Here is a 12,593-nt window from a genome sequence, read left to right as displayed (position 1 = left end):
GTTTTATATCAATTTACCCGGGACTCAATCAATAGAAACCACTTCGTAACAAAACGGTTTATCAGCGACGCTAAACTCAATCTCATCGCCGACTTCTTTGCCCATAAGCGCCCGACCAAACGGCGCATTCGACGTCACAATTGATACCTCATTACCGTTCCAAGTAACAGAAAGCCCACCGACTCTTGGCCCCATGAAAAAATGCTTATATTGATCGTGCTCGTCAATCACCACAACGTAGCTACTCACAGTCACCTTCTCACTGTCACGTAAAACTAGGTTTCGGTAACACTGAATATCCTCTTCGCACTCTTGCACCCTAACCGCTTGTCCGTGAGCAAGGTACGAGGCTTCTAATGCCAACGTATCGTATTTGTGTTCAGGTACCGTCTCTTCATCAGTCGCAGCATCAATGGCGCGCTGTGTAGCGGACTGCGCGATACGTAATCGGGATTCAAGTTGATCTAAGATTATTTGGCGGAGCTCAGACTTATTCATACTATTGGGATGCTTTTCTATAGGAGCTACAGAATAGAATTAGGTACAATTAGGTGCAAGAGATTTGATACCTCAAGTGACGCTACCATCAATCAGTGCTCGCTTTAGCATCAAGACAACACTTATTAATTCAGGTAGAACACAAATGATTGAGCAGAAGCTAAAACAAGTATTCGGATTCGATTCACTGAGAAACGGACAGAAGCAAGTCATTGATAATGTTCTATCTGGTCACTCGACAGCGGCAATATTCCCGACAGGTTCGGGGAAATCACTCTGTTATCAGCTACCCGCTTTAGAGTTGCCCCACCTTACCTTGGTGATATCGCCACTGCTCGCCTTGATGAAAGACCAACTCGCTTTCCTACACAGCAAAGGCATCAGCGCGGCTGCAATCGAATCAAGCCAAGACAGACAAACCACCCAGCAAGTGATGCAATCCGTACGCAATGGTGACACAAAGATACTGATGATCTCAGTAGAACGATTAAAGAACGAACGCTTTCGCCAGTTTATTTCCCAAGTGCCTATCTCGTTGCTTGTGGTCGATGAAGCGCACTGTATCTCGGAATGGGGCCACAACTTCAGACCAGACTACCTTAAGCTGCCTCAATATCAAGAGCAGCTTAATATTCCACAGGTGCTGCTGCTCACAGCGACCGCCACAACATCTGTTATTCAAGATATGAAGTCTAAGTTCGATATCGATGAAGATCGTGTTGTGGTCACTGGCTTCTATCGTCAAAACCTAGACCTATCTATTCAGCCATGCGAACAAGCTAACAAGTTAGAAAGCTTGTGTAATGTGGTCAACCAAGCGGCGCAAGCACCCACAATTGTCTATGTCACTCTGCAACAAACGGCAGAAATGGTTGCTCAACAGCTCCGCAATGTCGGGGTTAACGCAGTGGCTTATCACGCCGGTCTTAAACCAGAAAATAGAGATTCCATTCAACAACAATTCATGAATGATGACGTGCACTGTATTGTGGCGACGATTGCATTTGGTATGGGTGTGGACAAATCAAATATCCGCCGAGTGATTCATTTTGACTTACCAAAATCGATAGAGAACTACTCACAAGAGATAGGAAGAGCTGGTCGTGATGGACAAGCTTCTGAGTGTATTTTACTAGCTAACAAACACGGCTTGAGTACGCTTGAGAACTTCGTGTTTGGCGATACACCGGACAACATATCCATCCAAGCAGTATTGAAAGAGATCTACGAAAACCAAAACATTGGGCCATCTGGCGCTAATCAATGGGAAATAATGCTTAACCAACTTTCGCGTGAATCTAACATTCGCCAGCTGCCGCTTAAAACACTGCTGGTTTACCTCGAAATTGAAGGCGTGATTGAGCCGAAGTACAGCTACTTTGCGGACTACAAATTTAAGTTAATTCGCCCTAAACAGCAGATCTGCGAGCAATTCCAAGGCGAGCGTCGTAACTTTGTTGAAGCGATCTTCCAGTGTTCTCCGCAAGCGAGAGTTTGGTGCCAGGTTGACTTCGAAGCACTTTGGACTCACTTCCAAGCTGATCGTCAACGCGTAATTGCTGCTATCGATTACTTTAATGAGCAGGGCTGGATTGAACTCGAAAGTAAACAGATCACCGATGTTTACGCGATCCACAATACTTCTGAAGAGATGATGCAGTTGTCTGAGCGACTCACTGACTTGTTTAAAGCAAAAGAGAACAGCGAGATAAATCGTCTTAATCAAATGCTGAGATTCTTTGAGGCTGACTCCTGCCTAAGCTCGCGCCTAGCAAGCTACTTTGCAGACAACGAATCGCCAAAAGCCTGCGGTCACTGCTCCGTATGCCGCGGTCAAGTAGCAACCTTGCCAAGCGTTGATGTTGAATTAGTCGATGATGAGACAGTCATGTCATGGATTCATGAGTTTATTTCTGCAAGCCAACAACTGATAACCGATGAAGCCATCACTCGTTTTCTTTCTGGAATAGCCACACCACTTTCGACCAAACTTAAAGCAAGCAAAATGGCAGGCTACGGAAAGTTAGAGCAACAACCTTTCGCCGACACCTTAGCGCGCGTAAAACAGCTTCCAAGATAACTCTAAACGATAAAAACCGACTAAGCCACAAAGCTGAGTCGGTTTTTATGAAAAGCACTCGCCAACCTCTGTATTTAGAAAAAGCTCAGCTGACGCATTTGGTCTTTGGGCTGCAACATCACACTTAAACCTAGTAAGCGTATCTCTCGCCCTTGCTGCCTTTTAAGTATTTCACTTAACAGCTCTTTAAAGTGCTCGCGGTCTAGAGAAGCATGAATGTGCTCAATTGTAGTTTGCTGGAAATCAGCGAATTTAAGCTTAATACCTTGCTTGATGATCGCTTTGCTTGGGCTCGCTTTTTCCAATCGAGTTTCAAGTTCAGGAAACAGCTTGTCTTCTATCACCTGCCAACACTCAGCGTAAGTCGATATGTTTTGGGTAAAGGTTCGCTCAACCCCAACAGATTTTCGCTCGCGTTCGACAATAACTCCTCGCTCATCGATACCATGGCTGCGCTTCCACAGTGAGGCGCCCTGACGACCGAATTTAAGTAGTAGGTCGCGATAGTCACACTCTTTTATATCCTTGCAGATAAAAAACCCCGCTTGGTGAAGCTTTTCAATGCTCACCTTGCCGACGCCGGGGATCTTCTCAAGTGGTAGTTCATCGATTACCGCTTGCACGTCTTGTGGAGGGATAACAAATTGCCCGTTAGGTTTATTCATATCAGAAGCCACTTTCGCCAAAAACTTTATAGGAGCAATACCGGCAGACGCTGTTAGATTGAGTTCATTCCAAATATCACGACGAATCGATTCAGCGATAAGTGTTGCAGAGCCATGACACTGCTTTGAGTCGGTCACATCAAGAAATGCTTCATCCAACGACAAAGGCTCGATCACCGAAGTATACCGAGAGAAAATCTCACGGATCTTTTTAGAGATCTCGACATAAACCGACATTCTTCCCGGCACAACTAACAAGTTAGGGCAGAGTTGTAGCGCTTTAGCTGTCGGCATGGCCGAACGAACACCAAACTTACGCGCTTCATAATTGCATGTGCTGAGCACACCACGCTGCTTTTCATGCCCGCCTACGGCTAACGGTCGATTACGGTAAGCCGGGTTATCTCGCATTTCTACAGCCGCGTAAAAACAGTCCATATCGACATGGATTATTTTTCTCACTTTCTCTTGGTCCGCACTACACATCAACCAGTAATTCAACCTCGAAACTGTATATAAAAACAGTATACTCAATGATTACTCGATTTTAAATAGCCTCCAACCCAACTAACCATGATAATTTTCAATAATTATCCGTATTCTGATATTATTATTAATGATAAATATAGTGTGCAAGTAGGAATCAATTTTGAAAGAAAAGATACTGGTAGTAGAGGATAGTCGAACATTCAGAAACTACTTGTACCAACAGTTGAATAATGCAGGCTACGATGTTGAAACTGCTCAATCTGTCGCAGAAGCTAAAATTATTTTAGAACGAGAAACAAACTTTTTATGCACTGTCTTGGATTACTGTTTACCTGATGGTCAAGACGGCGAAATTATCGATGTTGTACTCAGCTATCAACAGAAGATTATTGTACTCACACGCATATTCAACAATACACTTAGGGAAGCAGTTCTAGCGAAGGGGGTTATAGACTACATCCTAAAAGACAACTTTTCCCCTGTCAGTTATTTACTTCCATTAATTAAACGGATTTCAAATAATCGAAACCACAAAGCTCTGGTTGTGGATGATTCTACAGTCGTACGGCGATATATCGTTCAACTCCTTGAACACCAATATATTCAAACAATAGAAGCGGAAGATGGTGCCCACGCATTAAGGGTTCTCAATAAAAATAACGATATTACTTTTATTGTTACTGATCATGATATGCCAAACAAAGATGGTATTTCAATGACTCACGAAATCCGTAAGAACCATGATCGTAACCAACTCGCAATTCTCGGGCTTTCTGGAAGTGACGATCGCACCTTAACAGCTCGATTTCTCAAGGCTGGTGCCAATGACTTTCTTTACAAACCTTTCAATCAAGAGGAGTTTTTCTGCCGTATCCACCAAATCCTTGATATGAAAGAGGCTACTAATGAACTACTTCGCCATGCTAACGAGGATGCTCTCACAGGACTATGGAACCGCCGCTACATGTTCAGCCAACTCCCTACAATACCCTCAAAAAGAAGTATTGCAATGATGGATATTGATCTCTTTAAAAACGTAAATGACACTTATGGGCATGATGCAGGTGACGCTGTATTGATTGAGGTTGGAAGAATAATTAAGAATTTTTTTACAAACGATCTCACCGTTCGTTTTGGTGGCGAGGAGTTTTGTATTTTAACAAGTGGACCATTCGTACAATTTGTAGAAGCATTAGAATCAATGAGAAGTGCTATTGAAGACTATGAGGTTTGTCATAATTCAAACAAAATCAAAGTGAGCGTAAGTATTGGAGCGACTGATCTTCAGGCTCCTTTAGATAAGCAGATCAAAGCAGCAGATAAATTACTTTATACCGCGAAACAACAAGGTAAAAACCAAGTCATCTTCGCACGTAACAATTTTCAACTAGATAACGAAAAATAGATTAACTTCCAACAGATAAACTTAAAAAAGATTTATTTAATATTGAATTTTTAACAAACGATCTCCCCAAATAAATTTACTATTAAATAGCTTAATCTTTATTTGGGGAATATAAATATCTAATCGTCCATAGAAACTAAGCAATACGATCTTTATTCCAAGCTGCTTCTTTTTGCTGACGCTCAGCCAGTTTTTCTTCGCGGTAAGCTTCACGAGCTTCACGCTTCTTACGTGCATCACAAGGCTCTGGGCAGTTACATACTTTATCAATACCAACAGCACCTAAGCCGCCACAGCTACCTTTAACTACTTTCTTTTGAATGATGTAGCCAATCGACATCGCTGTAATCACAGCTAGAAAAACACCAAATGTAATTAGAAATGTGTTCATAATTATCTCGCTTACCTTATTTACCTAAGTATGGCTTAAATGCTTCAGAAGCAACCTCTTTAAAGCCATCTGCTGTTTTTACCACCATGAACACTGGGATGTTATGTTGGTTTGCGACTTCCATTCCTTTCTCTTCACCTAAGACCATAAGGCCTGTAGATAAGCCGTCTGCAGTCATTGAAGACGAGTTTAAAACTGTTACAGAAACCACTTTGTGATGAAGAGGCTTTCCTGTTTCAGGGTTGATGATGTGTGAGTAACGAACACCATCACGTTCAAAATAGTTACGGTAATCACCAGAGGTTGCGATAGCCATGTCACCCGGTTCGATGATCTCTTGGATATTACGCTCATCAACACTCGGTTTTTCGATTGCGATGCGCCAGCCTACATTCTCACGGTTCAAACCTTTCAGGCGAATTTCGCCGCCGACTTCAACCATGTAATTGTGGATACCAATAGAATCTAGGTAATCTGCGACTACATCAACGCCCCAGCCTTTCGCAATGGTTGACAGATCGACATACAGGTTAGGCAGGTCTTTCTTCAACATATTGCCTTCAACACTAAGGTGATGAATACCGACCTTAGCCTTGCGAGCCGCCAGTTCTTCATCAGATGGCACAACTTCTGGGCGAGCTTCAGGACCAAAGCCCCATAAGTTAACTAATGGGCCAACCGTTACATCCAGTGCTCCTTCAGTAAGACCGTTCAAACGAATCGCTTCTTTCACAACTGTTGCTGTTTGCTCAGACACTTCGAATGCGTCAGCACCTTTGTATTGGTTAAAGCGGCTCAACTCTGAATCGTCACGGTACGTCGACATCTGATCGTTTACTTCTTCAAGTAGACGATCAATTTCAGTATGAACTTCATTAGACTCAGGAAATTCATCACCATTGATGTATTTAATATTGTAACTCGTGCCCATCGTAGGGCCACTCAAATGCACCTGTTCTCTTGACTGCTCGCAGCCCGCAAGAAAAATCAAAGAAGTTAACGCAACAAGCCAAATTCTCACTTGCTTACTCCTGTCTAATGTTGAGGATTTATATAAGGAAAAATAAGAGTAAAAATAGGTATTTTGAATGCCTTACTCTTTCTTATATAAGCCAGTATGTTGTCAAAAGCTGTCGTAGAAAAACAAATGGCTGACTCGTAGGAGTCAGCCATAATATCAATCACTTAAGTGGATTAACCACCAAAGTCATCTAGTAGGATATTTTCATCTTCTACACCAAGATCTTTCAGCATGCCGATAACAGCAGCGTTCATCATCGGTGGACCACACATATAGTACTCACAATCTTCAGGAGCTTCGTGATCCTTCAGGTAGTTTTCGTACAGTACATTGTGGATGAAACCAGTATAGCCGTCCCAGTTGTCCTCTGGTTGAGGATCAGACAGTGCACAGTGCCACACGAAGTTTTCATTTGCAGCCGCTAGGCCGTCGAAATCTTCAATGTAGAACATCTCACGCTTAGAACGTGCGCCGTACCAGTAAGACATCTTACGAGTAGACTTAAGACGCTTAAGTTGGTCGAAGATATGAGAACGCATAGGCGCCATACCTGCACCACCACCGATGAATACCATTTCGTTGTCAGTGTCTTTAGCGAAGAACTCACCAAATGGACCAGAAATAGTACACTTATCACCAGGTTTAAGAGACCAGATGTATGAAGACATCACACCTGGAGCTACGTCTGGGTTGTTTGGCGGCGGAGTCGCGATACGAACGTTCAACTTAATGATGCCTTTCTCTTCTGGGTATGAAGCCATTGAGTAAGCACGGATTGAATGCTCTTTAACGATAGACTCGTAACGGAATAGGTTGAACTTATCCCAGTCACCACGGTATTCCTCAGGAATATCGTAATCTGCGTATTTCACGTGATGTGGTTCAGCTTCAATCTGAATGTAACCACCCGCGCGGAACGGTACTTCTTCACCTTCAGGGATTGCTAGTGCAAGTTCTTTGATGAAAGTAGCTTCGTTGTTATTCGAGATAACAGTACATTCCCACTTTTTAACACCAAAGATATCTTCGTCTAGTTCAATCTCCATGTCAGTTTTCATAGCAACTTGACATGCAAGACGTTCGCCTTCGCGAGCTTCGCCTTTTGTGATGTGATCAAGTTCAGTTGGTAGGATGTCGCCACCGCCAGACTTAACTTTTACACGACACTGACCACAAGAGCCACCGCCACCACAAGCAGAAGATACGAAGATACCAGCGCCAGCTAGGGCACCAAGTAGCTTGCTACCAGGTTGAGTAACGATCGCCTTTTCAGGGTCGCCGTTTACTGAAATAGTGATGTCACCTGATGGTACCAGCTTAGATTTAGCGAATAGAATCACTAGCACTAGAGCCAATACAATAATGGTAAACATCGCTACGCCAAGAATAATGCTTTGCATTTGTTATTCCTTATTACTGGGTGCTTACCCTACAGTTGAACACCAGAGAAAGACATAAAGCCTAACGCCATCAGACCAACAGTAATGAACGTGATACCAAGGCCACGTAGACCTGGAGGTACGTCAGAGTACTTCATCTTCTCACGGATACCCGCAAGAGCAACGATAGCTAACATCCAACCCACACCAGAACCGAAGCCGTAAACAACAGATTCAGCAAAGTTGTAGTCACGAGTTACCATGAAAGATACACCACCAAAGATTGCACAGTTAACTGTGATCAGTGGAAGGAAGATACCTAGTGCGTTGTACAAGGGTGGGAAGAAACGGTCTAGGACCATCTCTAGGATTTGTACAAGTGCCGCGATAACACCGATAAATGCGATGAAGTTAAGGAAACTTAAATCGACACCTTCAACGAGCGCGTTTTCTTTCAGGATGTTTGTGTAAACAAGGTTGTTTACAGGAACAGCGATTGTAAGTACAACAACTACCGCAACACCAAGACCAAAAGACGTTTTCACTTTCTTAGATACAGCTAGGAATGTACACATACCCAAGAAGAAAGAAAGTGCCATGTTTTCGATGAAAATCGATTTAACTAGTAGGCTAATATAATGTTCCATGACTACCTTACCCCTTCGCTTCTACTTGCTCAGGCTTGAACGTACGAATAGCCCAAATCAAGAAACCAATTAGGAAGAATGCAGAAGGTGCTAGAAGCATCAAGCCGTTTGGCTGATACCAACCACCGTTGCTCACTAGAGGTAGTACTTCCATACCAAATAGTTTGCCAGAGCCTAGAAGCTCACGGAAGAAACCAACAGTGATAAGAACGAAACCGTAACCAAGACCGTTACCAATACCGTCGATGAAAGACGGGATTGGTGCAGATTTCATAGCGAATGCTTCAGCTCGACCCATAACAATACAGTTAGTGATGATTAGGCCTACGAATACAGATAACTGCTTAGAGATATCATACAAGTATGCTTTTAGCACTTGGTCTACCACGATTACCAATGATGCGATAATTGCCATCTGAACGATGATACGCACACTGTTAGGAATGTGGTTACGGATTAGAGAAACGAAGAAGTTAGACAGAGCAGTAACAAACATTACCGCGATAGTCATAACAAATGCTGTTTCTAGCTTAGTGGTTACCGCCAGAGCAGAACACACACCAAGAACCTGTAGCGCGATTGGGTTGTTATCCAATACTGGCGCTAAAATGCTCTTTTTAATTTCTTTTGCACTAGACATTAGTTCAGACCTCCGTCACGAACTTTTGCTAGGAATGGACCAAAGCCCATATCACCTAACCAGAAGTCAAATGTATGTTGAACGCCAACACTGGTCAGTGTTGCACCAGAAAGACCATCAACACCGTGCTCAGTACCTTCAGGAGCACCACCTTTAACTACCTTGATAGCTGGCTTGTGGTTTTCGTCGAATAATTTCTTACCAACGAATTGAGCACGCCAAGTTGGGTTCTCGACTTCACCACCAAGTCCAGGAGTTTCACCTTGCTCGTAGTAAGTGATACCAGAAACTGTATTACCATCAGTTTCTACTGCAACGAATGCATACATCATTGACCATAGACCGTTACCGTGAACAGGGATGATAACTTTAGTAGTTTCAGCACCGTCTTTCACTAGGTAAACAGTACCTGTATTAGCACGACGAAGGATCTTAGCAATGTCATCTTCAGCTGAAAGCTTGATTGACTGAGCCGGATCTTTAGCTGCTTTACGTTGGTCGTATGCAGAAGCATCACCGTCAACGAAATCACCAGTAGCGAAATCAACCAGACGAGGTTCGATGTTCTCTGCGTACAGTGCTGGGATGTTACCTTCAAGGTCAACACCCGCAACTTCTAGGATCTTTGTTTGTTGATCCAGAACCGCGTTATTTTGTTGCTTTGGTTTAAGAACAACTGCAGCTGTTGAAACGATGATTGAGCACACTAGGCTCAATGCGATAACAACAAACAGCGTCTTTTTAATGCTATCGTTATTACTTGCCATAGCGAGCTAGTCTCCGCTTAATGTTCTTCTCGATTACAACGTGGTCAAACAGGGGAGCAAATAGGTTTGCGAATAGAATCGCAAGCATCATGCCTTCTGGATATGCAGGGTTAACTACACGGATCATTACACACATTGCGCCGATTAGGATGCCGTACCACCACTTACCTTTGTTGGTAAATGAAGCTGATACAGGGTCTGTCGCCATAAAGAACATACCGAATGCGAAGCCACCTAGAACTAGATGCCAGTGCCAAGGCATGCTGAACATTGCGTTAGTATCAGAACCGATCACATTGAATAGCGTAGACACAGCGATCATACCGATCATTACACCCGCAATGATGCGCCATGAAGCGATACGCATGTAAACGATCATCGCTGCACCAATCATAAGTGCTAGAGTCGATACTTCACCGATAGAGCCTGGGATGTTACCAATGAACGCATCCATCCAAGTGATTGCTTCACCAGATACTGTGTTCACTAGTGCGCTACCGCCGCCCTGAGCCCATTGGCTAAGCGCAGTTGCACCAGAGAAACCATCCGCAGCGGTCCAAACTACGTCACCTGAAATCTGTGCAGGGTATGCAAAGAATAGGAACGCACGGCCAGCAAGTGCAGGGTTTAGGAAGTTACGACCTGTACCACCAAAGATCTCTTTAGCAACAACAACACCGAAGGTAATACCTAGAGCTGCTTGCCATAGAGGAAGTGTTGGCGGAACGATAAGTGCGAACAGGATAGAAGTTACAAAGAAACCTTCGTTAACTTCGTGCTTACGCACCATACAGAACAGAACTTCCCAGAAACCACCAACGATAAATACCGTTGCGTAGATAGGTAGGAAGTAAGTCGCACCAAGTAGCATTTTACTGCCAACACCAGCATCGGCTCCTAAGGAGGCGCCAAGCATTTGAGTCAGCCAGTAGTGCCAGTTACCATCGATTACAGATGCTAGTTCAGCGCCTGCGTACATGTGGTTAAGTGCAGCGATAGCTTGGCCACCCGCATTGTACATACCCCAAAACATTGCTGGGAATACCGCGAACCAAACCATGATCATGATACGTTTTAAGTCAACGCTATCACGAACGTGCGAGCTTTTCTTTGTGATAAGACCTGGCGTGTAAAACACAGTAGCCGCTGCTTCGTAAAGCGCGAACCACTTCTCGTGTTTACCACCTGGTTCAAAATGATGCTCGATATCTTCAAGATACTTTTTAAGGCCCATGAAAATTACCCTTCCTTCTCAATCGTATCTAGGCATTCACGAAGTAGTTGACCATACTCGTACTTACCTGGACATACAAAGGTACACAATGCCAAATCTTCTTCATCTAGCTCTAGCGCACCTAGTGCTTGTGCACTATCAACGTCGCCTGCACATAGATCACGAAGCAGCAATGTAGGCTCCATATCTAGAGGCATTACGCGCTCGTAGTTACCGATTGGAACCATTGAGCGATCACTACCGTTTGTAGTCGTTGTCATGTTGAACAACTGACCTTTAAACAGGTGACCAAGGTATGAACGAGTAACAGAGAACTTGTTCTTACCAGGCATAGCCCAGCCGAATAGCTCTTTATCACGACCTTCACGTAGAACAGAAACTTGCTGATGGTAGCGACCAAGGTAAGCATGTGGACCAGTTGCTTGTGTACCCGTTAGTACAGAACCAGAAATCACACGAACTTCGCCTGGCATTAGCTCGCTGTCTGTCAACTCTTCAAGGCTAGCACCAATTTGAGTACGAACTAGACGCGGGTTGTTCACTACTGGACCAGCCAGAGAAACAACACGATCAGTGTATAGCTCACCAGTAAGGAAAAGCTTACCGAATGCGATAACATCTTGGTAGTTAATGCTCCACGCTACATTTTCTGCATTTACCGGGTATAGGTAATGCATATGCGTACCTGCAAGACCTGCAGGGTGTGGGCCATCAAAAACATGTTCTTCAACGTTAGACTGAGCTGAACGAGGTAAGCTAGTACCTTTTTTACAAACGTACACTTTACCGTTAGTCAGAGTTGAAAGAATATCTAAACCAGCAACGAAAGCATCAGACTGCTCGTTAATGATTAATTCTGGCTCAGCTGCTAGCGGATTTGTATCCATAGCAGTTACGAAAATAGCCTGAGTTTCAGAATCAATTGCTGGAACCTTGCTGAACGGACGAGTTCGCAATGCGGTCCATGAACCAGACTCAACTAACTGAGCTTTAACCGTATCACGGTCAAGACCTGCTAGTTGGTTAGCTTCATAGCTATTGAACGTGATTTGCTCATTGCCTGCTACTTCAATCACTAGAGATTGAAGAACACGCTTAGCACCACGGTTCACTTCAATAACTTTACCGCTTGCTGGAGAAGTAAATACAACACCTGGGTTCTTTTTATCTGCAAAAAGAACTTGGCCTTTCTTCACTTCATCACCAACGCGAGCATGCATCGTAGGACGCATACCAACGTACTCTTCGCCAAGCAAGGCGACTTTAGTGATGGACTTACCATCATTAATCACCTGGGATGGAGTTCCTGCGATAGGAAGATCCAAACCCTTCTTTATTGTAATCATACGCACTTGCACTACTTTATCGGGAAAAAGA

12 protein-coding genes are annotated in these 12,593 nt (G+C 43.8%); 2 read left to right on the top strand and 10 right to left on the bottom strand.

Going from position 1 to position 12,593, the window contains the following annotated elements; genetic code table 11:
* Positions 1-24 precede the first annotated feature (24 nt).
* On the bottom strand, positions 25-498 hold the full coding sequence (locus A3712_RS06190; protein ID WP_063522730.1) for a GreA/GreB family elongation factor: 474 nt from the start codon (positions 496-498) through the stop codon (positions 25-27).
* 145 nt (positions 499-643) lie between these two features.
* Between A3712_RS06190 and A3712_RS06185 the strand changes: the two genes are divergently transcribed.
* Positions 644-2,578, top strand: a complete 1,935-nt coding sequence (locus tag A3712_RS06185) for a RecQ family ATP-dependent DNA helicase (RefSeq protein WP_063522753.1) — start codon at positions 644-646, stop codon at positions 2,576-2,578.
* A gap of 74 nt (positions 2,579-2,652) precedes the next feature.
* Here the strand turns inward: A3712_RS06185 and dinB are convergent, their stop codons facing one another.
* The gene (dinB, locus tag A3712_RS06180; protein WP_063522729.1) at positions 2,653-3,729 is read right to left on the bottom strand and encodes a DNA polymerase IV; all 1,077 of its coding nucleotides are present in this window, start codon (positions 3,727-3,729) and stop codon (positions 2,653-2,655) included.
* 163 nt (positions 3,730-3,892) lie between these two features.
* On the opposite strand from dinB, the gene A3712_RS06175 reads away from it, so the two are divergent.
* A complete protein-coding gene (locus A3712_RS06175; RefSeq protein WP_063522728.1) occupies positions 3,893-5,137 on the top strand; it encodes a diguanylate cyclase in 1,245 nt (414 codons plus the stop codon).
* A gap of 136 nt (positions 5,138-5,273) precedes the next feature.
* Here A3712_RS06175 and nqrM read toward each other — a convergent pair whose 3' ends face one another.
* From nqrM to A3712_RS06135, 8 genes are all read right to left on the bottom strand, one after another.
* On the bottom strand, positions 5,274-5,528 hold the full coding sequence (gene nqrM, locus A3712_RS06170) for a (Na+)-NQR maturation NqrM (RefSeq protein ID WP_004737624.1): 255 nt from the start codon (positions 5,526-5,528) through the stop codon (positions 5,274-5,276).
* Positions 5,529-5,544: 16 nt separating this feature from the next.
* Entirely contained in the window at positions 5,545-6,549 is a 1,005-nt protein-coding gene (locus A3712_RS06165) for an FAD:protein FMN transferase (protein ID WP_063522727.1), read from the bottom strand.
* 173 nt (positions 6,550-6,722) lie between these two features.
* Positions 6,723-7,949 carry an NADH:ubiquinone reductase (Na(+)-transporting) subunit F gene (gene nqrF, locus A3712_RS06160; RefSeq protein ID WP_063522726.1) on the bottom strand — a complete coding sequence of 409 codons (1,227 nt, stop codon included), beginning with the start codon at positions 7,947-7,949 and terminating at the stop codon, positions 6,723-6,725.
* A gap of 29 nt (positions 7,950-7,978) precedes the next feature.
* Positions 7,979-8,575: an NADH:ubiquinone reductase (Na(+)-transporting) subunit E gene (nqrE, locus tag A3712_RS06155; protein ID WP_004737621.1), complete on the bottom strand. Its 597-nt coding sequence runs from the start codon at positions 8,573-8,575 to the stop codon at positions 7,979-7,981.
* A gap of 7 nt (positions 8,576-8,582) precedes the next feature.
* On the bottom strand, positions 8,583-9,215 hold the full coding sequence (locus A3712_RS06150) for an NADH:ubiquinone reductase (Na(+)-transporting) subunit D (RefSeq protein ID WP_004737620.1): 633 nt from the start codon (positions 9,213-9,215) through the stop codon (positions 8,583-8,585).
* Positions 9,215-9,982, bottom strand: a complete 768-nt coding sequence (locus tag A3712_RS06145) for a Na(+)-translocating NADH-quinone reductase subunit C (RefSeq protein WP_063522725.1) — start codon at positions 9,980-9,982, stop codon at positions 9,215-9,217. The genes A3712_RS06150 and A3712_RS06145 overlap by 1 nt, the downstream gene beginning before the upstream one ends.
* On the bottom strand, positions 9,972-11,216 hold the full coding sequence (locus tag A3712_RS06140) for an NADH:ubiquinone reductase (Na(+)-transporting) subunit B (RefSeq protein WP_063522724.1): 1,245 nt from the start codon (positions 11,214-11,216) through the stop codon (positions 9,972-9,974). Before A3712_RS06140 ends, A3712_RS06145 begins: the two co-directional genes overlap by 11 nt.
* A 5-nt stretch (positions 11,217-11,221) precedes the next feature.
* Positions 11,222-12,562, bottom strand: coding sequence for a Na(+)-translocating NADH-quinone reductase subunit A (locus A3712_RS06135; protein WP_063522723.1), 1,341 nt, complete (start codon positions 12,560-12,562; stop codon positions 11,222-11,224).
* Positions 12,563-12,593 lie beyond the last annotated feature (31 nt).

The sequence above is a fragment of the Vibrio sp. HI00D65 genome, from assembly GCF_001635455.1.
Taxonomy (GTDB): domain Bacteria; phylum Pseudomonadota; class Gammaproteobacteria; order Enterobacterales; family Vibrionaceae; genus Vibrio.
This window is presented reverse-complemented; position numbering and strand designations above follow the sequence as displayed.

What these genes read in the sequence shown, in the direction of transcription:
- A3712_RS06150 (WP_004737620.1), bottom strand. Translation starts at nt 9,215, where the DNA reads ATGTCTAGTGCAAAAGAAATTAAAAAGAGCATTTTAGCGCCAGTATTG.
- A3712_RS06135 (WP_063522723.1), bottom strand. Translation starts at nt 12,562, where the DNA reads ATGATTACAATAAAGAAGGGTTTGGATCTTCCTATCGCAGGAACTCCA.
- A3712_RS06190 (WP_063522730.1), bottom strand. Translation starts at nt 498, where the DNA reads ATGAATAAGTCTGAGCTCCGCCAAATAATCTTAGATCAACTTGAATCC.
- nqrE (WP_004737621.1), bottom strand. Translation starts at nt 8,575, where the DNA reads ATGGAACATTATATTAGCCTACTAGTTAAATCGATTTTCATCGAAAAC.
- A3712_RS06140 (WP_063522724.1), bottom strand. Translation starts at nt 11,216, where the DNA reads ATGGGCCTTAAAAAGTATCTTGAAGATATCGAGCATCATTTTGAACCA.
- nqrF (WP_063522726.1), bottom strand. Translation starts at nt 7,949, where the DNA reads ATGCAAAGCATTATTCTTGGCGTAGCGATGTTTACCATTATTGTATTG.
- A3712_RS06145 (WP_063522725.1), bottom strand. Translation starts at nt 9,982, where the DNA reads ATGGCAAGTAATAACGATAGCATTAAAAAGACGCTGTTTGTTGTTATC.
- dinB (WP_063522729.1), bottom strand. Translation starts at nt 3,729, where the DNA reads ATGTGTAGTGCGGACCAAGAGAAAGTGAGAAAAATAATCCATGTCGAT.
- nqrM (WP_004737624.1), bottom strand. Translation starts at nt 5,528, where the DNA reads ATGAACACATTTCTAATTACATTTGGTGTTTTTCTAGCTGTGATTACA.
- A3712_RS06185 (WP_063522753.1), top strand. Translation starts at nt 644, where the DNA reads ATGATTGAGCAGAAGCTAAAACAAGTATTCGGATTCGATTCACTGAGA.